The 19,294-nt window shown below is 67.2% G+C and carries 20 protein-coding genes; 7 read left to right on the top strand and 13 right to left on the bottom strand.

The window, feature by feature from the left end; translation table 11 throughout:
• Positions 1–31 precede the first annotated feature (31 nt).
• Genes DES47_RS18550 through DES47_RS18540 form a run of 3 tightly spaced genes read left to right on the top strand, consistent with a single transcriptional unit; the run spans position 32 to position 3,041 of the window.
• Positions 32–1,168 carry a sensor histidine kinase gene (locus tag DES47_RS18550; protein ID WP_133702245.1) on the top strand — a complete coding sequence of 379 codons (1,137 nt, stop codon included), beginning with the start codon at positions 32–34 and terminating at the stop codon, positions 1,166–1,168.
• Between the two features lie 8 nt (positions 1,169–1,176).
• Positions 1,177–2,283: a sensor histidine kinase gene (locus tag DES47_RS18545; RefSeq protein ID WP_166652066.1), complete on the top strand. Its 1,107-nt coding sequence runs from the start codon at positions 1,177–1,179 to the stop codon at positions 2,281–2,283.
• Entirely contained in the window at positions 2,280–3,041 is a 762-nt protein-coding gene (locus DES47_RS18540) for a LytR/AlgR family response regulator transcription factor (RefSeq protein WP_341800634.1), read from the top strand. The genes DES47_RS18545 and DES47_RS18540 overlap by 4 nt, the downstream gene beginning before the upstream one ends.
• Before the next feature lie 10 nt (positions 3,042–3,051).
• Here DES47_RS18540 and DES47_RS18535 read toward each other — a convergent pair whose 3' ends face one another.
• Complete coding sequence (locus DES47_RS18535) at positions 3,052–3,636, bottom strand: DUF2087 domain-containing protein (protein ID WP_133702243.1); 585 nt, start codon at positions 3,634–3,636, stop codon at positions 3,052–3,054.
• Between the two features lie 627 nt (positions 3,637–4,263).
• On the opposite strand from DES47_RS18535, the gene DES47_RS18530 reads away from it, so the two are divergent.
• The gene (locus tag DES47_RS18530) at positions 4,264–5,796 is read left to right on the top strand and encodes a DEAD/DEAH box helicase (RefSeq protein WP_133702242.1); all 1,533 of its coding nucleotides are present in this window, start codon (positions 4,264–4,266) and stop codon (positions 5,794–5,796) included.
• A 61-nt stretch (positions 5,797–5,857) separates the two neighbouring features.
• On the opposite strand, the gene DES47_RS18525 is transcribed toward DES47_RS18530, so the two are convergent.
• From DES47_RS18525 to DES47_RS18510, 4 genes are all read right to left on the bottom strand, one after another.
• The gene (locus tag DES47_RS18525) at positions 5,858–6,715 is read right to left on the bottom strand and encodes a Rossmann-like and DUF2520 domain-containing protein (RefSeq protein ID WP_133702241.1); all 858 of its coding nucleotides are present in this window, start codon (positions 6,713–6,715) and stop codon (positions 5,858–5,860) included.
• Between the two features lie 116 nt (positions 6,716–6,831).
• Positions 6,832–7,179 (bottom strand): FKBP-type peptidyl-prolyl cis-trans isomerase, encoded by a 348-nt coding sequence (locus tag DES47_RS18520; RefSeq protein WP_133702240.1) that lies wholly within the window; start codon positions 7,177–7,179, stop codon positions 6,832–6,834.
• A 49-nt stretch (positions 7,180–7,228) separates the two neighbouring features.
• Positions 7,229–8,158 carry a tRNA glutamyl-Q(34) synthetase GluQRS gene (gluQRS, locus tag DES47_RS18515; RefSeq protein ID WP_243748382.1) on the bottom strand — a complete coding sequence of 310 codons (930 nt, stop codon included), beginning with the start codon at positions 8,156–8,158 and terminating at the stop codon, positions 7,229–7,231.
• Entirely contained in the window at positions 8,155–9,123 is a 969-nt protein-coding gene (locus tag DES47_RS18510) for a LysR family transcriptional regulator (RefSeq protein ID WP_133702239.1), read from the bottom strand. Before DES47_RS18510 ends, gluQRS begins: the two co-directional genes overlap by 4 nt.
• Positions 9,124–9,247: 124 nt before the next feature.
• On the opposite strand from DES47_RS18510, the gene DES47_RS18505 reads away from it, so the two are divergent.
• Genes DES47_RS18505 through DES47_RS18495 form a run of 3 tightly spaced genes read left to right on the top strand, consistent with a single transcriptional unit; the run spans position 9,248 to position 12,214 of the window.
• Positions 9,248–9,964: a pirin family protein gene (locus tag DES47_RS18505; RefSeq protein ID WP_133702238.1), complete on the top strand. Its 717-nt coding sequence runs from the start codon at positions 9,248–9,250 to the stop codon at positions 9,962–9,964.
• 38 nt (positions 9,965–10,002) lie between these two features.
• Positions 10,003–10,716 (top strand): DUF599 domain-containing protein, encoded by a 714-nt coding sequence (locus DES47_RS18500; protein ID WP_133702237.1) that lies wholly within the window; start codon positions 10,003–10,005, stop codon positions 10,714–10,716.
• A 19-nt stretch (positions 10,717–10,735) separates the two neighbouring features.
• A complete protein-coding gene (locus DES47_RS18495; RefSeq protein ID WP_133702236.1) occupies positions 10,736–12,214 on the top strand; it encodes a CYTH and CHAD domain-containing protein in 1,479 nt (492 codons plus the stop codon).
• Here DES47_RS18495 and DES47_RS18490 read toward each other — a convergent pair.
• The 8 genes from DES47_RS18490 to DES47_RS18455 all read right to left on the bottom strand — a co-directional run bounded on the left by DES47_RS18490 (position 12,195) and on the right by DES47_RS18455 (position 19,123).
• Positions 12,195–12,965, bottom strand: a complete 771-nt coding sequence (locus DES47_RS18490; protein WP_133702235.1) for an ABC transporter ATP-binding protein — start codon at positions 12,963–12,965, stop codon at positions 12,195–12,197. The two genes, DES47_RS18495 and DES47_RS18490, sit on opposite strands and share 20 nt — an antisense overlap.
• A gap of 10 nt (positions 12,966–12,975) precedes the next feature.
• A complete protein-coding gene (locus tag DES47_RS18485; protein WP_133702234.1) occupies positions 12,976–14,091 on the bottom strand; it encodes a succinylglutamate desuccinylase/aspartoacylase family protein in 1,116 nt (371 codons plus the stop codon).
• A 16-nt stretch (positions 14,092–14,107) separates the two neighbouring features.
• On the bottom strand, positions 14,108–14,794 hold the full coding sequence (locus DES47_RS18480) for an ABC transporter permease (RefSeq protein WP_133702233.1): 687 nt from the start codon (positions 14,792–14,794) through the stop codon (positions 14,108–14,110).
• Positions 14,791–15,480: an ABC transporter permease gene (locus DES47_RS18475; protein WP_133702232.1), complete on the bottom strand. Its 690-nt coding sequence runs from the start codon at positions 15,478–15,480 to the stop codon at positions 14,791–14,793. The genes DES47_RS18480 and DES47_RS18475 overlap by 4 nt, the downstream gene beginning before the upstream one ends.
• Positions 15,481–15,495: 15 nt before the next feature.
• A complete protein-coding gene (locus tag DES47_RS18470; protein ID WP_133702231.1) occupies positions 15,496–16,275 on the bottom strand; it encodes an ABC transporter substrate-binding protein in 780 nt (259 codons plus the stop codon).
• A gap of 116 nt (positions 16,276–16,391) precedes the next feature.
• The gene (locus tag DES47_RS18465) at positions 16,392–17,336 is read right to left on the bottom strand and encodes an alpha/beta fold hydrolase (RefSeq protein ID WP_133702230.1); all 945 of its coding nucleotides are present in this window, start codon (positions 17,334–17,336) and stop codon (positions 16,392–16,394) included.
• Positions 17,333–18,139 carry a sulfurtransferase gene (locus tag DES47_RS18460; RefSeq protein WP_243748381.1) on the bottom strand — a complete coding sequence of 269 codons (807 nt, stop codon included), beginning with the start codon at positions 18,137–18,139 and terminating at the stop codon, positions 17,333–17,335. The genes DES47_RS18465 and DES47_RS18460 overlap by 4 nt, the downstream gene beginning before the upstream one ends.
• 45 nt (positions 18,140–18,184) lie before the next feature.
• Entirely contained in the window at positions 18,185–19,123 is a 939-nt protein-coding gene (locus tag DES47_RS18455; protein ID WP_133702228.1) for a peptidylprolyl isomerase, read from the bottom strand.
• Between the last annotated feature and the right edge of the window lie 171 nt (positions 19,124–19,294).

The raw sequence follows: 19,294 nt of genomic DNA, 5'->3' as shown, positions 1-19,294 counted from the left end.
GGCGCGCCGCCGTCCGACGCACAATCCGCCCATGCCGATTTCCACCGCTCCACCCAGCGCCACGCCCGGACAGGCCTTCAAGGCCGTGTTCAACCTGCGCGTGTTGCTGGTGATGTTCGGCCTGTGCTCGGTGTTCGCCTGCGCACGCATGCTGTCCTGGTACGCGGGCTACGACAGCGAGGACGCCTGGTTCCCGGGTTTGCTGCGCTACACCCGCCAGACCCTGCTGTCCGGCCTGACCCTGTTGCTGGGCATTGCCTGCGCCGAGGCCTGGCTGGCTCATAGACCTGGCGCCAAGGCGCTGCCCTGGCAGGCACTGGCGATCGTGCTGGCTGCCGCGACCGGGGCTATCTTGCGCAATCGGGTGGCCTTTTTCTTCAACCCCAAGATCACTTTCGAATGGGTGTGGATGTTGTCCATCGTCGGCCTGTGGAGCCTGATGGGCGGCATGGCCTATGCGCTGTTCCTGCGCGCCCGCCAGGCAAGGCAGGCAGAGCAGACCCTGCTGGCCGCCGGTCTGCTGCAGGAGCGGCTGCAGACCCGCCAGGTCGAGGCCCAGCTTTCGGCGCTGAATGCGCAGATCGAGCCGCACTTCCTGTTCAATACCCTGGCCAATGTGAAGCGCCTGTACGAGACCTCGCCCGAGCGCGGCCGCGACATGCTGCGCCACCTGATCGCCTATCTGCGCGCCGCTCTGCCCAGCATGCGCCGTGCCGATTCGACCCTGGGCGAGGAGCTTGAGCTGGTGCGCAACTACCTGAGCATCCTGCAGATGCGTATGGGTGCGCGGCTGGGCTATGCGATCAGCGCCGCGCCGGAGTTGCTGAGCGCGCGGCTGCCGCCCATGGTGCTGGCCACATTGGTCGAGAACGCCATCAAGCATGGTCTGGCTCCTCTGCCTGAGGGCGGCCACATCACCATTCGCGCGCACCAGCAAGGCGCAGGCATGCTGATTGTCGAAGTTGCCGACACCGGACAGGGGTTTTGCACCAGTGCCAGCGCCGGCAGCGGCGTGGGCCTGGCCAATACGCGAGCGCGCCTGCATTCGTTGTTCGGACCTGATGCCGCGCTCGAGCTGGAGGCGGCCTCGCCACGTGGCGTGGTGGCGCGCCTGCGCCTGCCCTGCGGCTCCGTCCTGCCGGTGACGATGGCGATGGAGGCGGCATGAGTGCGGTCATGCCACTGTCCTCGGAGCAGGGCCGGCAGACGCCCTTGGCCTTGGTATGGCAGGCCTGGCGCTCCACCCAACCGCGCGAGCTGATGGTCTGGCTTTTGATCGGCCTGCTCTATGGCGCGGTCGACCTGGGGGCGATCTACGAGGTCTGGCACCGGCCTGAGGCGCTGCTGGCCATGGCGCGCCAGCTGCTGTTGCCCGTGCTGGCTGCACTGTTGCTGGCGCTGTGCTGGCTGCCGGCGGATCGCAGCGACCCGGAACACCCGCACCGCGCCTGGCGCCTGGCATTCGCCACCCTGGTGGGCGCGGCGCTGTCCGTTCTGCTGGTCCGCGTGGTCATCGAATGGCTGCAATGGCCCAATGCGATGGACCTGATGTACCTCGCCAAGGGCAAGCCGCCGATGCCGATCTGGCATTGGAGTTCGATGCTGGGAGACCTGCTCGGCATCAGCCTCAGTGCCGGCCTTGCAGTGGCCGTGCATGAGATGAATCTGCGCCTGCGTCGCAGCGAGGCCGCAGTGCAGCGCAGTCTGCAGACCCAGAGCGTGCTGACGCGCAAGGCGATGGCCGCGCGCCTGGCCACGATGCAGGCGCAGATCGATCCGCAGTTCCTGTTCGACACCCTGGTCGGCATCGAGCAGGACTATCAGCATGGCAAGGTAGCCGCCGCGCCTCGGCTGGAGCAGCTGATACGCCATCTGCGCGTGGCGCTGCCGCGGCTGCGTGACATGGGCAGCACGCTGGAGGCCGAGGCCGAGCTGCTGGACAGCTATCTGGCCGTGCGCCTGGGCGAGGCCGCCCCTCGTCTGCAGCGTGACTGGCCGGCCGAGCTCGGTGGCCTGCCGCTGCCGCCCATGGTCCTGCTGCCGCTGCTGCAGCGCGCCTTGCAGCTGTGCGATGACGAACTGCCCGCCTGCGGCTTGCAGGCCGAACTGGCCGCCCGCGGCTGGCGCATCAGCCTCAACCTGGGCCGGCCCGGCCTGTGCGGCGACGCCGCCGAGATGGCCACCCTGCAGCAGCGCCTGCAGGCCCTGACCGGCCAGGGCACGGCCCTGCGCTGCGAGAGCGGCGACCACGAGACTTCATTCATTCTGGATCTGCAGCCATGAAGAGCATGCCCACCGCCATCGTCGCCGAAGACGAGGACACCCTGCGCCAGGAGCTGATCGAGCACCTGGGTCAGCTTTGGCCGGAGCTGAGCATCATCGGCGAGGCCAGCGACGGCCTGCAGGCCCTGCAACTGCTGCAGACGCACCAGCCCGACCTGATGTTTCTGGACATCCAGATGCCCGGCCTGACCGGCATGGAGGTGGCGCGCCAGGTGGGCCAGCGCAGCCATGTGGTCTTCGTCACCGCCTACGATCAGTACGCGGTGGAAGCCTTCGACCAGGGCGCGGTGGACTACCTGCTCAAGCCCCTGCAGCCGGCGCGCCTGTTCACCGCCATCAACCGCATCAAGCAGCGGCTGAACCAGCCGGCGCTGGACATCGGCCGCGTGCTCGACCAATTGGTGGCTCGCTCGGCGCAGACGGTGTCCCGTCAGCCGCTGCGCTGGATCAATGCCTCGGTGGGCCAGATGCTCAAGCTGATCACCGTTGACGAGGTACTGTACTTCCAGTCCGACACCAAATACACCCGCGTGATGACGCGCGAGGCCGAGGCACTGATACGCAAGCCACTGAAGGAGCTGGTCGAGGAACTGGACCCGCAGCAGTTCTGGCAGATCCACCGCTCGACCCTGGTCAATGCCACGGCGATTGCCGGCGTGACGCGCGACTTCCGCGGCCGCCTACAGGTCAAGCTCAAGGACTGCGCCGACACCCTGCCGGTGGCCGAGAGCTACACCCACTTGTTCAAGCAGATGTAGCCTGGGCGCATCAACGGCTCAGCGAGCGCTCCCGCAATTCACGCAGCAGCGGCAGCATGTCCGGCTCGGGTCTGGCAGGGAGCTTGCGGTACTCCTTGCCGCCATCGGTGCGGGCCAAGAGTTTCATCTCGACCAACTCGCGGCGCAGCGTGCAATGGTCACCAAAGCCGTGGCGCGAGTTCAGGATCTCGTTGACCTCGGGCTCGCTGTAGCGGCGCTTGCCATCGAAATGCAGCCACAGGCCCCACAGCGCATAGCGCTGCACCTGGTAGCGGCTGGGCCAGCGCACGAGTCGGCCCTGGTCGTCGAACTGACGCAGTGCGCGGTCGGCGATCTCGCTCAGCTCGGGGTGCCTGGGGCCGCGCGCCGGTGCGGGTTGCGGCTGGGTAGCTGTTTTCGCTTTGACCGCCGGCAGCGCTGCGGCGCGCAGGCCCTGCACATTGCGATGACCAGCGGCGCGCGCCAGCATGTTCAAGAGGCTCAGATGGCCGGGCAGGGCGGCGCGGGACTCGAGGTGTTGCGCCAGTTGCAGGCTCAGGGATTTGGCAAAGGCCGACAGATCGTCGGCCTGCAGGGGCAGGGATTCACGGGACATGGAAGGTCTCCAAACGCCTGTGCTCAGATCTCCGCAAGGGAGCGCTGGTGCTCGCCGACTTCCAGCCGGGCACACGCATGAGGGTGACCACAGCATAGGGTTTTAATGGCAGGTTTAGCTCGCGGAAGACCGCGCGGCAAGGCCTGGGTGTACTGCCGACCGAGCGGCGATTATAGGCAGGGCGCCTGTTCATGCAAGCCGCGAGCTGAGTATCAACGGATGTGAACTATTCCCCGGTTCGCGGGGGTAGGGCTAAAAATGTTCAAACCAATACTCGTGAAAACCCGAATCGGTATAGAATGCGAGCTTCGGCGCAAAATTTGTGCTGTTCGTTCATCCCCTTCGACCTCTTTCAGGCAGCCAAGGCCAGCAGGCATTCCCAGCGAATGACTTGCAAATCGATCCCCCTGATCGATAACGCCACCGGGCAGTCTCGAATACCCCCTGGGTTCGGTCGGCGGCGATGCCGTCGCTTTTGACTGTTCCCCCGGCGCCGCACCTCTCAGGTGCGCTACGCGAGCTTTCTCCCGGCGACTTGACCCGAAGCCAACCGATATCGGCTGGCTTGTGCCCTTTGTCGTGCCCCATTTGGGCACCGTGGGGCATTGCATCCTGAAAGAAGTAAATATGAATTTCGATACCCTGGGCCTGCATGAAGTTCTGGCCCGTGCTGTTGCCGACGCTGGCTACACCGAAACCACCGAAGTCCAGTCCCGCGCCATTCCGCTGGGCCTGAAGGGCGCCGACCTGATGGTGTCCTCGAGCACCGGCAGCGGCAAGACTGCCGCCTTCATCCTGCCGGCCCTGCAAGGCATACTGGACGCACGTGCCGACAATGACACACGCCGCGAAAAGGGCGTGGTCTACGGCCCGCGCGTTCTCGTGCTGTGCCCGACCCGCGAACTGGCGATGCAAGTTGCCAAGGCCGCCAGCACCTACGGCCGCCATGTGCAAGGCCTGCGCGTTGCCACCGTCCTGGGTGGCGTGCCTTATCCCCTGCAAATCAAGGCGCTGCGTGGCCCCCTGGACATCCTGATCGCCACTCCGGGCCGTCTGCTGGACCACCTGCAAAGCGGCAAGGCCGTGCTCGACAACGTGCAGATGCTGGTGCTCGACGAGGCCGACCGCATGCTGGACATGGGCTTCATTGACGACATCCGCACCATCGCCGACCGCGTGCCCGCGACCCGTCAGACCGTGATGTTCAGCGCGACCTTCGCCGGTCACGTTGGCCGTCTGGCTCAAGACCTGCTGCGCAACCCGGAGCGCGTCGAAGTGTCGTCGCACACCGACACCCACGAGAACATCGAGCAGCGCCTGCACTGGGCCGACAGCAGCTCGCACAAGGATCAGCTGCTGGAGCATCTGCTGGCCGACAAGTCGCTGGATCAGGCGGTGGTCTTCACCTCCACCCAGCGCGACGCCGACTGGCTGGCCGAGCGCCTGTATGAGATCGGCCACTCGGTCGCGCCTCTGCATGGTGGCATGCCCCAGGGCCGCCGCAACCGCACGCTGATGGCCCTGCGCCGCGGCGAACTGCGCGTGCTGGTCGCCACCGACGTTGCCGCCCGCGGCATCGACGTGCCGACGATCAGCCATGTCATCAACTACGGTCTGCCGATGAAGGCCGAAGACTATGTGCACCGCATTGGCCGTACCGGCCGTGCCGGCCGCAATGGCCTGGCCGTGACCCTGGCCGAGCGTGGCGATGTGTCGATGATCCGCCGCATCCAGCAATTCACGACGCAGAACATTCCGGCTGGCGTGATCGAAGGCCTCGAGCCCAAGATGCCCGAGCCGCGCATGTACGCCGCCCGTCCGGAAGGCGCAACCCGCCCGGCCGGCAAGCCCTATGGCAACAAGCCCAGCTACGGTGGCAAGCCGAGCTATGGCGCCAAGCCGGGTTTCGGCGGCAAGCCCTCGTTCAACAAGTCGGGCGGCGCGCCGTTCAACCGTGACGGCGGTGCTCCGTTCAACCGTGAAGGCGGCGAATCGCGCTTTGCCCCGGCTCCGGCCGCCGGCGACAGCCGCCGTGGCGCCGGTTTCGGCGACCGTGCTGCCCCGCGTGGCGACAGCTTCGGCGGCGACCGTGGTCCTCGCGGTGCCGGTGGCCCGGGTGCTCGCACCCAGCGTCCGCGTACCGGTGGCTACAGCCGCTAAGCAACCGATCAGCGCTGCGGCGCTGCGGTGAACAAGAAGGGCTCGCTTGCGAGCCCTTTTTTCATGGTCGGTCGATCAGGGCGGCCAGGCGCTGCACCTGCTCGTCGCTGAGCCGGCCGGCCTCGCGCGCCAGGCCCAGTTGCCGCCGCGACAGCGCCCGGTAGAAGGCGCCATGCTCGCCGCCCAGCGCATCGAAGGCGGCCAGATGGGCGCCGACCACGCCGGCATCCCCGCGCGAGATCGGCCCGGCCAGTGCGCCGGCCAGTCCGCGCGCTTCGGCTGACTGCAAGGTGCCCTTGGCCAGCGGCAACAGCGCCTGCAGGGCCATGTCCGGTGGCAGGCCGATGCGGGCCCAGACCTGCACCGCCTCGTCCAGCATGGACAGCAGAAAGCTCGCCGCGAAGCTGGCGGCGCCATGGTAGGCGGCGCGTGTGCCCGGCTGCAGCTGCAACGGCTTCATGCCCAGGCCCAGCGCCAGCCTTTGCAGCTCGGCCTGCAGCGCCGGTTCCGCTTCGATTGCCACCGCGCTGCCGGGCAGCAACTGCAGCGCCAGCGCGGGATCCGAGAAGATCTGCAGCGGATGAAAGCCGCCGACCCGGGCGCCGGCCCGCGCTGCGGCATCAAGCGCACTCAGCTCGGTGGCGCCGCTGCAATGCACGACCGCCTGGCCGGCGCGCCAGGGCAGGGCCGCGCACAGCGGCGCGATCGCATCGTCGGGCACGCACAGAAACACCAGCTCGGCCGCGGCGGCAGCTTCCTCAGGCGTCATCGCCTGGCAGGCCGGCAGGCGCGCGGCCAGCGCTTCCGCTGTTGCGGCCGTGCGGCTGGCGACGGCCACCACCGCCTCGCCTCTTTCGCACCAGGCCAGTGCCAGGGTCTGGCCCAGGCGCCCCAGGCCGATCACGGCAATCGTCGTCATGAGTCCTCGGCTGTGCGCGTGGGCGACTTGAGGGCGGCCAATGGCAGCCGATGCCGATCCGATCGAAGTTGTTCGAGCCGCCTCTTGGCAGGGGCGTCCCGAACGCTCAAACAAACTCAGACGGCCAGCAGTTCCACTTCGAACATCAACGTCGCATTGGGCGGGATCACGCCGCCGGCGCCGCGGGCGCCGTAGCCCAGCTCGGCCGGGATCACTAGCAGGCGGGTGCCGCCGACCTTCATGCCCTGCACGCCCTCGTCCCAGCCACGTATCACCATGCCGGCGCCCAGGGAGAACTGGAATGGGTCGCGACGGTCCTTGCTGGAGTCGAACTTGGCACCCTTGGTGCTGTTGTTGTAGAGCCAGCCGGTGTAGTGCACGGTGACGTTCTGGCCGGCTTGCGCCTCGGCGCCGGTGCCTTCGACAGTGTCTTCGTATTGCAGGCCGCTGGGGGTGGTGTTCATGGGGGTTTCCTTCAATTACGGAGCACGGGGCTCCAGGGTGCAGGGTGACTCAAGGGCGGTGATCATGCCATTGCTTTGCCCAGGCCTGCGTGGCGCTGCGCAACCAGTCGCCCAGCGTGGTGTCTGCCGGGGTGTCGAACTGCAGGCCCAGCGTCTGCGCGGCGGCGCGCAGCGCGGGCAGCGGGTCGTCCAGCTCCAGCGCCGCCGCGCCGTTCTGCTTGGACAGCTTCTCGCCGTTCTCGCCCAGCACCAGAGGCGTGTGCAGGTATTTCGGGGTCGCGAAGCCGAACACCCTTTGCAGGTGGATCTGGCGCGGCGTGTTGTCGGCCAGGTCTTCACCTCGAACGATGTGGGTGATGGCTTGCTCGGCGTCGTCCACCACCACGGCCATCTGGTAGGTGAACAGACCGTCGGCGCGCTTCAGGACAAAGTCGCCGACGTCGAGCGTCAGGTCTTGCTGTTGGGCACCCAGTCGCCGGTCGTTCCATTGAATGGTCACCGGTTCGTCGCTGCTCACGCTGACGGTGGTGCGCACGCGGGTGGCGGTGGCGGGCTTGCCGTGCACGCCGTGGCGGCAGGTGCCGGGGTAGGCCAGCTCGGTGTGGCGGGCGGCGACCCGGCCCTGTGCTTCGAGTGCGGCGGCAATCGCCTTGCGGCTGCAGCCGCAGGGGTAGACCCAGCCTTGGCTGTGCAGTTGTCCGAGCTTGCGCACATACAGTGCGCTGCGCCGCGATTGGTACACCGGCGGCTCGTCGGGCAACAGGCCGCACTGGGCCAACTGCCGCATGATGATCAGGTCAGCGCCTTCGACGCAGCGTGGGCTGTCTACATCTTCCATGCGTACCAGCCAGCGGCCTTTGAGCGCGCGGGCGTCCAGCCAACTGGCCAGGGCGGCGACCAGGGAACCGGCGTGCAGCGGGCCGGTGGGTGAGGGCGCGAAGCGGCCGATGTAGCGGTGTTGGGGCTTGGTGGGTATCACAGCAAAAGTCCTTCATGTTGTTCGACGAGGGCCTTGCGCGTGGCGGCGCTGCCCAACTGCTGCAGCCACCATGCCAGGGCCCGGCCGGGCGGATGGCCGGTGTTGCGCCAGGAGTAGTGCAGATTGGCGCTGCGCCGGCCGCTCTCGGTGGCCTTGATGCGCAGACGCCCGGCCTCGACATGGCGGCGCACCATCGGTTCGGGGATGGAGCCACAACCGAGGCCGCGCAGCTGCGCCTCCAGCTTGGCCGCCATCGAGGGCAGGGTGAGCACATCCTGGCCGGGCATCACGCCTATGGTCATCGCGTCCAGCGTGCGGGCGGTGTCGGCCACGGCGACGATGCGGTGCTGAGCCATCTGCGCCAAGGTCAGCGGTTCGGCCACATCGGCCAGCGGATGGTGGGGGGCGACGCAGAACACGAAGTCCAGCTCGCCCAGCGGTTCGGAATGCACGGCGCTGCTCTGCACATTGCTGGCGCCGGTGCCTATGGCCAGATCGGCCTGGCCGGAGATCAGCGCCTCCCAGGTGCCGGACATGACCTCGTTACGCAGCTTGATGCGGGTGGGCACGCTGCCACCGTCCTCGACCCGCAGCTCGTAGAAGGCGGCGATCAGATCGAACAGCGCGCGGCGGGCCAGCGCGTCATCGACTGCGATGGTCAGCTCGGTCTCCCAGCCGGTGGCCACGCGGCGCACCCGGTTGGCCACCGCGTCGATCTCCTGGAGCAGGCGCCGGCCCTCGTTGAGCAGTTCGTGGCCGGCGGCGGTCAAGGTGGCCTGGCGCGAGCCGCGGTCGAACAGCAGCACGTCCAGCGCATCTTCGAGCTGGCGCACGCTATAGGTCAGGGCCGAGGGCACTTTGCCCATGTCGCGGGCGGCGGCGGCAAAGCTGCCGGTGCGGGCGATGGTGTCCATCATCGCCAGGGCTTCGGGGGTCAGAACATTGCGTCTATCGGTGGCGGACATGGAGGATGTGGGGCTGCGGGCAGACGTTCATCTTATTTGAATGAAGGCTTCAAGTCCGGTCCACCGCCAGTTATAGGCCCGGCACTACATTGGATTCATACCCCAACACCACCGGAGAACGACCATGATGGAACTGATCAAGTCCTGCGACCGCGGCCATGCCGACCATGGCTGGCTCAACTCCTTTCACAGCTTTTCGTTTGCCGATTACGTCGATGCCAAGCGCATGGGCTTCGGCAATCTTCGCGTCATCAACGAGGACCGCATCGCCCCCGGCACCGGCTTCGGCTCGCACGGCCACAAGGACATGGAAATCGTCAGCTATGTGCTGGACGGGGAGCTGGCCCACAAGGACAGCATGGGCAACGGCACGGCGGCGGGTGCGGCCGGCGTGATACGCCCCGGCGACGTGCAGCGCATGAGCGCAGGCCGCGGCGTGGTGCACAGCGAGTTCAACAATGCGCCGCAGCAGACCCACTTCCTGCAGATCTGGATACTGCCCGACAAGAAGAACATCGAGCCGGGCTACGAGCAGAAGCAGTTCAGCGAGGCCGACAAGCGCGGTCGCCTGCGACTGGTCGCCGCCCCCGATGGCCGCGACGGCGCGGTGACGATTCACGCCGACGCCAGCATCCGCGCCGGTCTGTTCGACGGCGCCGAGACCGCCGAGCTGGTGCTGGATCCGCAGCGCCTGAGCTATGTGCACCTGGCCCGCGGCGAGTTGACCGTCAATGGCCAGGCACTGAAGGCCGGCGACGCGCTGCAACTGCGCGGCGAGACGCAGCTGCGCATTGCTGCAGGCAAGCAGGCCGAGGTGCTGGTGTTCGATCTGGCGGCATGAAAGCCTGAGCCGGCGGCGGGCCGGGGTAAGCTTGCGGCATGAACTCCCTGTTCGCGATCGTCCACTTCCTGCCGCTGGCCGACTGGCTGGCGCTTGGCCTGTTCTTCATTGCCTGGGTGGGCTATGCGCTGGTGGCCAAGCGCTGGGCGCTGAGCAAGGGGTCTCTGCTGGCGGCGACGAACCGGATACGCCGGCAGTGGATGATCCAGGTCACCTACCGCGAGGTCAGGGTGGTGGACGGCGTGGTGGTGCAGAACCTGTCGACCAGCCCGTCCTTCTTTGCCTCGACGACGATTCTGATCATCGGCGGCCTGTTGGCCGTGCTGGGTGCCAGCGACAAGGCCAGCGAGCTGGTGCGCGAGCTGCCCTTTGCGGCGCGCACCACCGGCCTGGTGTTCGACTTCAAGCTGGTGCTGCTGGCGGCGATCTTCGTCTATGCCTTTTTCCGCTTCACCTGGAGCATGCGGCTCTATACCTTCGGCACCCTGCTGGTCGCCTCGGCGCCCAGCGAGCTGATGTTTGAGCACGAGGGCATGGCTGCACGCGAGGCCTTCGCCGACCGCGCCGGCCGCGTCGTGGCCATCGCCGCCGAGACCTTCAACGACGGCCTGCGCGCCTACTACCTGGCCTTCGCTGCCGTGGCCTGGTTCTTCTCGAGCTGGGCCTTCATGGGCGCAACGCTTGGCGTGGTCTACATCCTCTACCAGCGCGAGTTCCGCTCGGAGGTGCTGGAGATCTTGCGTGAGGCATGAGGGCAGGTCGGACGAGCCTATGGTCGAGATCGAACTGAAGTTCCAGGTGCCGGCGGAGCGTCGCGCGGCCGTGAGGCAGGCGGTCGCCACGTCCGGTGCACGCACGACTCACCTTCGGGCCCGGTATTTCGATACACCCGACCGCCGGCTGGCCCGGGCCGGTTTTGCGCTGCGCCTGCGCCAGGAAGACCATGTTTGGGTGCAGACGTTGAAGGGCCGCGGCGACGGCCGGCTGGCACGCTTGGAGCATGAGGTCTCATTGGGCCCGCAGCCGGACGTGCCGACGCTCGACATTCAACTGCATGCGCAGATCCCGGTCGGTCAGGCCCTGCTGGATGCGCTGGGCAAGCATGTGGGCGCGCTGCAGGCCGTATTCGAAGTCGATGTGCTGCGCACGCACCGCATTGTGCGCAGCCTCGGCAGCCGCATTGAGCTGGCGCTCGATGTGGGCGAGATACGGGCCGGTGCGGGGCGGCTGGAGGTGCATGAGCTTGAGTTCGAGCTCAAGTCCGGCACCCTGGCGGGCTTGCTCGATCTGGCCTCCCGCTGGGTCGGGCGGCACGGGCTGTGGCTGGACGTGCGGACCAAGTCCGAGCGCGGTGATCGACTTGCGCGCGGCCAGATTTGCGGCCCCGTTGTCCAGGCACGCACGCCATCGTTGACCGCCGACATGGGCCTGGACGCGGCGCTGCGCGCGATCACGGGCGTGTGCATGGAGCAGATACTGCCCAATGTGGCAGAACTGGCCTCCGGTGACGGCAGCGCCGAGCACCTGCACCAGGCCCGTGTCGGCATGCGCCGTCTGCGCAGCGCGCTGCGCTTGTTTGGCGACCCCGAGGGCCCTGCCTGGGAACCGCAGCTCGCGGCGCTGGCCAAGCGGCTCGGCGCTGCACGTGATCGCGATCTGATGGATACCTCGCTTCGGCCGGCCCTGCTGGCTGCTGGCGCACCGCTGGGCGAGCTGCCTGTCGCTGAGCAGGCCAGTGATCCTGCTCTGGCGCTGCGGCGTACGTCCTGTACCCAACTACTGCTGGCGCTGCTGCAGTTTGCACATGGCGCTGAGGCGAATCAGCCTGCCGACGAGGGCGCCGCGCTGCAGACGTCGATCGGGGTGGTTGCGCGGGCGGGTATCAAGGGCCTGCATCGCCAGCTGCGCAAGGATGCCGCCGCGTTCGACGACATGGACGACGCCAAGCGCCATCGCGTCCGCAAGCGACTGAAGCGCCTGCGCTATGGGGTTGAGTTCGTTTCTTCCCTGTACCGGGGCAAGGCGGTCAAGCGCTATCTGGCCTGCCTGCGGCCGGCGCAGGAAGCGCTTGGTCTGTACAACGACCTCTGCGTGGCCGAGGCGGCGTTCCGGCAACAGGCACAGACAGATCCGCGTGCCTGGTTCGCCGTGGGCTGGCTGTCAGCGCAGCGTGAGCCTCTGCGCGAGGCTGCGGCGCGAGCCTTGCGGGAAGCGATGGCGACGAAGCCGCCTACTTCAAGCCGCCGCTGAGGAACTGCTGCAGCCGCTGGCATTGGGGCCGCAACAGCACCTCGCGCGGATCGCCTTCTTCCTCGACCACGCCCTGGTGCAGGAACAGCACATGGTTCGACACCTCGCGGGCAAATCCCATCTCGTGGGTGACGACAATCATCGTGCGGCCCTCGGCGGCCAGGTCCTGCATCACCTTCAGCACCTCGCCGACCAGCTCCGGGTCCAGCGCCGAGGTCGGTTCGTCGAACAGCATCACCTCGGGGTCGACGGCCAGCGCCCGGGCAATCGCCACGCGCTGCTGTTCACCGCCGGACAGCTGGGCCGGATAGACGTCTTGCCGGTGTGACACACCGACGCGGGCCAGCAGGGCCTTCGCCCGCTCCAGCGCCTGGGCCTTGGGTTGGCCCAACACGTGGATCGGGGCCTCGATGACGTTTTCCAGCACGGTGCGGTGCTGCCAGAGGTTGAAGTTCTGGAACACCATCGCCAGCCGTGCGCGCCACAGCTGCAACTGCTTGGCATCGCTGGCGCGCAGGCTGCCATCGCGGTCGCGCTCCAGCCTGAGGCTCTCGCCGCCGAGTGTCAGCTTGCCTTCGTGCGGCTGCTCCAGCAGGTTGATGCAGCGCAGAAACGTCGACTTGCCCGATCCGCTGGAGCCGATCAGGGTGATCACATCGCCCTTCTGGGCGGTCAGCGAGACGCCACGCAGCACTTCGCGCTCGCCGAACTTCTTGTGCAGGTTTTCTACGATCAGGCTGGGAGTCGTCATGTTCTTTGGCTCAACTACCGAGCAGGTTTCCGGTGCGTGTGGCCTGGGTGCCGGCCACCTTGGCGATCTTCGTGCCGGCGCTGGCAAAGCGGCCGCTGATATGCGCGTACATGACGCCATCAACGGGGGTCTTGATCTCGGTCACCTGGCCGCTCAGCGGGTCGATCAGCTCGGCCACCACCTCGCCGGCACGCAGCAGCGTGCCGGGCTCGACCAGAAAGGTCAGCAGGCCGCTGGTGGGTGCGGCCAGCGGCACCGAGCCGGCCAGCGGTGTGGCCGGGTGCAGCAGCGGCGGCAGGGTAGGTGCCGGTCCCTTGAGCACGCCGCGATGACGCAGGAAATCTATGATGCCGTCGGCGTCCTTGGCGGCAAGCCCATGGTTGACGTCGCGATTGCCGCGCAGCTCCACCGTCACCGACAGGCAGGCCGGCGGGATCGGGTAACGGCCGGCGAATCGCTCCGACAGCTGCCACCAGATCTTCGAGCAGGCCTCGTCGAACGGTTCACCGCCCGACTCCTTGGCCAGCAGGGTGGCGTGCGCACCCAGACAGCGGGCCAGCGGCTCGCATTGCTGCCACAGATCGGTACCGGTGTAGAGGTGCAGCACGGCCTCGGCGTCGCAGTGCAGGTCCAGCACCACCTCGGCATCCATGCTCAGACCCATCAGCGTGCGGCGCAGATGCTGCAGTTCGGTGGTGGCGGGCAGGGCGGCAATGCTGTCGCGCAGCGCCTGGCGTATCACTGCCACATTGCTCAGTGCGTCGTCGCCCAGCCTGGACTCGATGCGCGCGGCCACCGCCTCGGCAAGGTCGCCGTAGTGCCGGTTGAAATTCTCGCCGGTGTTCAGCTCGAAGCGGCCGAGCGCGGCGCCGAGCACCCACTGCGACAGGCCGATCGGATTGGCAACCGGCACCAGCACGATCTGACCCTGGATCTGGCCCTGGGCTTCGAGCTTGTCCAGCCGCTGGCGCAGATGGTGGGCCACCAGCATGCCCGGCAGCTCGTCGGCATGCAGCGAGGCCTGGATATAGATCTTGGGGCCGCTGCCCTCGCCGTAGTGCAGGCTGATCAGCTCGCGCTGCGTGCCCAGCGTGGCGCTCGGCAGCGGATGTTTGACGGTACGCATGGTGGTGGCCTGGGGTTCAGCGCGGAAGCAGCGGCTTGAGCCAGCGGGCCTCGGCCGCATGGAACAGGCCCACCAGGGCCGAGGTCATGACGAAGTACATCAGCGCCGCCATGATGAAGGCCTCGAAGGGCAGGTAGTGGGTGGAGTAGGTCTGGCGTGCGGCGCTGGTCAGGTCGAGCAGGGTGACGACGCTGGCCAGCGAGGTGCCGTGCAGCATGAAGATCACCTCGTTGCCATAGGCCGGCAGCGAGCGGCGCAGCGCCGAGGGCAGGATGATGCGGCGGAACATCACGCTGCGCGACATGCCCAGCGCCTTGGCAGCCTCGATCTCGCCGGCCGGCAGCGCGCGGATCGCGCCGGCAATGATCTCGACCGTATAGGCACAGGTGTTGATCGCAAAGGACAGGCAGGCGCAGAACCAGGCCGACTGCAGCCAGGGCCACAGCCAGCTGTCGCGCACCAGCTCGAACTGCGCCAGGCCGTAATAGATCAGGAACAGTTGCACCAGCAGTGGCGTGCCGCGGAACACATAGGTGAACAGCGCCACCGGCCGACTCAGCCAGGGGTTGTGCAGCGTGCGCAGCACGGCCAGCGGAATGGCGAACAGCAGACCGAAGGCCAGCGAGATGGCCAGCAGCTCGACCGTCGTCACCGCGCCGCTGAGGTACTTGGGCAGGGCCTCGATGATGGGCGCGAAGTTCATAGCCGGCTGGCCTTCACGCCTATGGACAGGCGTTGCTGCGCCCGGTTGAAAAGGAATTCGGAGACACTGGTGAAGGCCAGGTAGATCACCGCCACCGCGCCGTAGAAGACGAAGGGCTCGCGGGTGGCGCCTGCCGCCAGACCGGCGCGGTTCATCATGTCGCTCAGGCCAATCACCGAGACGATGGCCGTGCTCTTGATCAGCACCAGCCAGTTGTTGAACAGCGCCGGCAGTGCATGGCGCATCATCTGCGGCCAGGTGATGCGGACCAGCACCTGGGCCGGGCTCATGCCGAAGGCGATGCCGGCCTCGCGCTGACCCGGCGGCACGGCCAGAAAGGCGCCACGGAAGGTCTCGGTCAGGTAGGCGCCGAAGATGAAGCCTATCGTCAGCACGCCGGCCACGAAGGGATTGATGTCGATGTATTCGGTGTGGCCCAGCCGTTCGGCGATGTCATTCACCGCCACCTGGCCACCGAAGAAGATCAGGAGCATCAGCACCAGGTCCGGCACACCGCGGATCGCGGTGGTGTAGACCTGGGCCGATGTGCGCAAGAAGCGCGAACGCGACAACTTGGCGATCGCCCCCACAAGGCCCAGCAGGACCGCGATCAGCAGCGAAAGCAGGGCCACGCTGAGCGTGATCCAGGCACCTTCGAGCAGGCTCGTGCCATATCCGTGCAACATGGGAGCTGGGTCGTCTTACTTGGGCAGGATGTCGTACTTGAAGTACTTGTCGGCCAGGGCCTTTGTGGCGCCGCTGGCACGGTGGGCGGCAATCGCGTCATTGAACTTCTTCACCAGCGCCGTATCGGCCTTGCGCACCGCCACGCCGACGCCGTCACCAAAGAACTTCTTGTCGGTGAAATCGGGGCCTGTGAAGCCGAAGCCCTTGCCGGCCGGTGTCTTCAGGAAGCCGTCATCGGCGGCGACCGAGTCGGCCAGGGTGGCATCGATGCGGCCGGCGGCCAGATCCAGGAACACCTCGTCCTGCTTGGTGTAGCGCTTGATCTCGCTTTGCTTGAAGGTCGCGGCGGCGAAGGTTTCGTGGATGGTGCCGCTCTGCACGCCGATCTTCTTGCCCTTCAGGCCGGCGGCGGTGCCGTCCAGCTTCGTACCCGTCTTGGCCACCAGGCGCGCCGGGGTGCTGTAGTAGGCATTGCTGAAGGCCACGGCCTTCTTGCGCTCGTCGGTGATGGACACCGAGGCGATGATGGCGTCAAACTTCTTCGCCTGCATGGCCGGGATCAGGCCGTCGAAGTCCTGCTGCACCAGCGTGCATTCGGCCTTCATCTGGGCGCAATAGGCCAGGGCCAGGTCGATCTCGAAGCCCTTGAGCTTGCCGTCGGCGCCGACCTCGCTGAAGGGAGGGTAGGCCCCTTCCACGCCGATGCGGATCTTTTTCCAGTCGGGCGCCTGGGCCTGGGCAGCAAAGCTGCTGACGGCCAGGGCGAGCAGGGCAGCGATATGACGTCGTTGCATGGGTATCCTCCGAAGGTTGAAAAAAGGCATTGTGTGCTGGATTCCCGGGCTTGCCGAGCGGGCTGTGAATTTTATGTGACGCTCGGCAACAACCCTTATTGCCATCGCTGCCGGGGCTACAACCGGGCCAGGAAGGCCTTCACGGCCAGCACCGTTTGCGCAGGGTCTTCCTCCTGCGGCACATGGCCCAGGGCGTCGAAGACCTTGAGCTCGCTGCCGGCGATCTCGCGGGCGAAACGCTGGCCATTGCTCAGTGGTATCAAGCGGTCGCGGCCGCCCCAGAGGATCAGCGTCGGCTGCTTCAAGGTCGGGACCTGCTGCGCATAACGGCCCGGCTCCAGCTGGGCCATGCGCTGCGTCAGTGCTTCTCGGTTGCCCTCGCGCACGGCCATCTCGAAATAGCGGTCGACCAGCTCGCTGCCGACCTTGGACGGATCGCCATAGACATTGCGCACGCTCTGCTCGACCAGCCTGCGCGGCAGGATGCCCTTGATCAGATAGCGCGCACCGGGCAGGCGGGCGAGCTGAAAGCTCAGCGGTATCGACTCCGGCTGGAAGTCATAGCCGCCGGCATCTACCAGCACCAGCGCCTTGACCCGGGCCGGTGCGCTGGCGGCCACCTGCCAGGCGATCTCTCCGCCCAACGAGTTGCCGCCTATCACCACCTGCTTCAGCTTGAGCCGGTCCATCAGCGCCAGCACGAAGCGCACATAGGCCGGGTCGCTGTAGTCGCCGCTGTCGTTGGGTCCGGTCAGGCCGAAGCCCGGCAGGTCGAAGCTGATGACGCGACGGGTTGGCTGCAGCTCGCGCACCCAGCCCTCCCAGGTGTGCAGGCTGGCTGAGGTGCCGTGTATCAGCACGATGGGTGTGGTGTCGGTCTTGGGGCCCTGGTCGCGCAGATGGACCAACTGTCCGTCCAGGTCGATGAACTCGGATGGCGGCGGCGCCCACCGCGGCACCAGGCTCTGCACCGGCCGCTCGGGCGCGCGTGACAGGCCCACGCCCAGGGCCAGCAGCAGTATCAGCAGACCCGCTGCGCGCAGCAACCAAGTCGCGATCATGTCTTGGCGTTGGCCGGGGGCAGGCTGTAGCCCGGGTGCGGCCTGCCGACGGGATCGGGCTCCAGGCTGGGCGCCAGCGCCTCGCGCTCGTCGAACACGAAGCAGCTGCCGTGGTAGTGGGCGCCGCCGGTGTCCTCGAAGTACTTCAGGATGCCGCCATCGAGCTGATAGACAGGGCTGCCCAGGTTCTGCTCCTGCAGGTAGATGGCGGCCTTCTCGCAGCGTATGCCGCCGGTGCAGTAGCTGACGACGGTCTTGCCGCGCAGCTCCTCGCGATGGGCCTGCACGGCGGCGGGGAAGTCGCTGAACTTGTCTATGCGCCAGTCGATCGCGCCATCGAAGCCGCCATAGTCCACCTCGAAGGCATTGCGGGTGTCCAGCGTCACCACCGGCCGGCCCTCGTCATCATGGCCCTGAGCCAGCCAGCGGGCCAGATCCTTGGGCGCCAGGGCCGGGGCACGCGCCTGCTGGTCGGGCCTGATGGTGGGGTGGTTCATGCGGATGATCTCGCGCTTGATCTTGACGAACAGGCGGCGGTACGGGATCTCGCGGGACCAGCTTTCCTTCGGGCTCAGATCGGCCAGCCGCGGATCCTGCCGCAGATGGGCGAGGAACTGGCGCATCGCCAGCGCCGGGCCGGCGATGAAGATATTGATGCCTTCCTCGGCCAGCAGCACGGTGCCGCGTATGCCCAGCTCGGTGGCCAAGGCCTTGTAGCCGGCGCCCAAGGCGGCGCAGTCGGGCAGACCCACAAATTTGTAGGTCGCGTAGTTCAGGATGGGGGTGTCAGGGTGTTCTTGCACGGGCGCTATTGTAGGCAGGCGCCTCATGCCGGGCCTTGCGCCGAATCAGGGCGCAGGTTGGTTGCGCACCGGCACCGTGGCATTGCACAGGTTGATATGACCGGGGTTGTGGACGAACCATTCCTCGCGGCGGTCGCGCCGGGCGGCCAGCAGTTGCTGCCACAGCGGCGTGTCGGTGCGCAGCACTTGAAGGGCAGGCCGCTCGGCCTCGGGCAGGTCGGCCAGCAGCTGGGTGCTGCGAATGGCGGTGCGCTGCTCGGGCTTGTCATAGAAGCCCATGTTCGGGCCGCCGCGCGGCAGGCCGGACAGCAGCTCCATGCCCTTGAGCACGCGGCCGACCAGGGTGATGTTCAGGTCCAGCCCGCGCGGCGCCTGGCCGATCACGACGTACAGCTCGGCACCGGTGCTGCTGTCCGGCGGGTTGTTGCGCCCGGCGCCGACCATGCCGTAGCAGTGCGCCAGCCAGGCGCGACCCTTCCTCGGGTCTGCCGCCACCGGCATGCCATCGACAAAACCGGTCACCGGCGCCCAGCCGTCGGCATCGGGCAGCCGGGTCAAGGGCAGGCCCTTCAACGCGACATCAAACTCGGCCGGCACATGCTTTGCAGCCGTGCCCAAGGGCTTGGCCCGCTCGGCGTTCTCGGCGTCGGGGTCGCCCCACTGGGTGACGAAGTTGTCCTGCACCCGCAGAACAGCCAGACCATCGAAATAGCGCTCCTTGGCCAGTGTGCGGATATTGGCGCTGTGCTGCGGCGCAAAGCGCGGCGCCAGTTCGATGATGACCTGACCGCTGTCGAGTTGCATCAGCAGCGTGTTTTCAGGGTCCAGGCCGCGCCAGTCCTGTGGCTTGGATTGGGCGATCAGTTCGGCCGCGCCGAGCTTTGGCTCAGGCTTGGTAGTCGCCGTCTTGGTCGCCGCTTGGGCGCCGACGCTCCAGGCGCAGCAGAGCAGGGCGACAAGAAATCGGGTGGTCTTGGCGTGCATGGGGCGATCCTGTGGGGCGGTGGCGCGGGAGCATAGCAGTGGCTGGTTGGATTTCCTTGGCTGGTTACGGCTGGTGGCGGCGCAGGCACAGCCCCGCCAGCCGCCGGACTTCAGTGCGTGGGTCGAGCGGGCCCTTGGCCCGCTCGACTGCCTTGCAGTGCTCGCAGCTTG

The sequence above is a fragment of the Roseateles toxinivorans genome (assembly GCF_004362525.1).
Classification (GTDB): domain Bacteria; phylum Pseudomonadota; class Gammaproteobacteria; order Burkholderiales; family Burkholderiaceae_C; genus Paucibacter; species Paucibacter toxinivorans.
Note: the sequence above shows the minus strand (reverse complement) of the source record. Positions and strands in the feature narration are given on the sequence as shown.

Coding starts and splice junctions, on each gene's coding strand:
- DES47_RS18480 (WP_133702233.1), bottom strand. CDS start 14,794: ATGAACTTCGCGCCCATCATCGAGGCCCTGCCCAAGTACCTCAGCGGC.
- DES47_RS18500 (WP_133702237.1), top strand. CDS start 10,003: ATGAACTCCCTGTTCGCGATCGTCCACTTCCTGCCGCTGGCCGACTGG.
- DES47_RS18535 (WP_133702243.1), bottom strand. CDS start 3,636: ATGTCCCGTGAATCCCTGCCCCTGCAGGCCGACGATCTGTCGGCCTTT.
- DES47_RS18470 (WP_133702231.1), bottom strand. CDS start 16,275: ATGCAACGACGTCATATCGCTGCCCTGCTCGCCCTGGCCGTCAGCAGC.
- DES47_RS18475 (WP_133702232.1), bottom strand. CDS start 15,480: ATGTTGCACGGATATGGCACGAGCCTGCTCGAAGGTGCCTGGATCACG.
- DES47_RS18540 (WP_341800634.1), top strand. CDS start 2,280: ATGAAGAGCATGCCCACCGCCATCGTCGCCGAAGACGAGGACACCCTG.
- DES47_RS18520 (WP_133702240.1), bottom strand. CDS start 7,179: ATGAACACCACCCCCAGCGGCCTGCAATACGAAGACACTGTCGAAGGC.
- DES47_RS18510 (WP_133702239.1), bottom strand. CDS start 9,123: ATGTCCGCCACCGATAGACGCAATGTTCTGACCCCCGAAGCCCTGGCG.
- DES47_RS18465 (WP_133702230.1), bottom strand. CDS start 17,336: ATGATCGCGACTTGGTTGCTGCGCGCAGCGGGTCTGCTGATACTGCTG.
- DES47_RS18525 (WP_133702241.1), bottom strand. CDS start 6,715: ATGACGACGATTGCCGTGATCGGCCTGGGGCGCCTGGGCCAGACCCTG.
- DES47_RS18505 (WP_133702238.1), top strand. CDS start 9,248: ATGATGGAACTGATCAAGTCCTGCGACCGCGGCCATGCCGACCATGGC.
- DES47_RS18455 (WP_133702228.1), bottom strand. CDS start 19,123: ATGCACGCCAAGACCACCCGATTTCTTGTCGCCCTGCTCTGCTGCGCC.
- DES47_RS18530 (WP_133702242.1), top strand. CDS start 4,264: ATGAATTTCGATACCCTGGGCCTGCATGAAGTTCTGGCCCGTGCTGTT.
- DES47_RS18550 (WP_133702245.1), top strand. CDS start 32: ATGCCGATTTCCACCGCTCCACCCAGCGCCACGCCCGGACAGGCCTTC.
- DES47_RS18485 (WP_133702234.1), bottom strand. CDS start 14,091: ATGCGTACCGTCAAACATCCGCTGCCGAGCGCCACGCTGGGCACGCAG.
- DES47_RS18495 (WP_133702236.1), top strand. CDS start 10,736: ATGGTCGAGATCGAACTGAAGTTCCAGGTGCCGGCGGAGCGTCGCGCG.
- DES47_RS18490 (WP_133702235.1), bottom strand. CDS start 12,965: ATGACGACTCCCAGCCTGATCGTAGAAAACCTGCACAAGAAGTTCGGC.
- DES47_RS18545 (WP_166652066.1), top strand. CDS start 1,177: ATGCCACTGTCCTCGGAGCAGGGCCGGCAGACGCCCTTGGCCTTGGTA.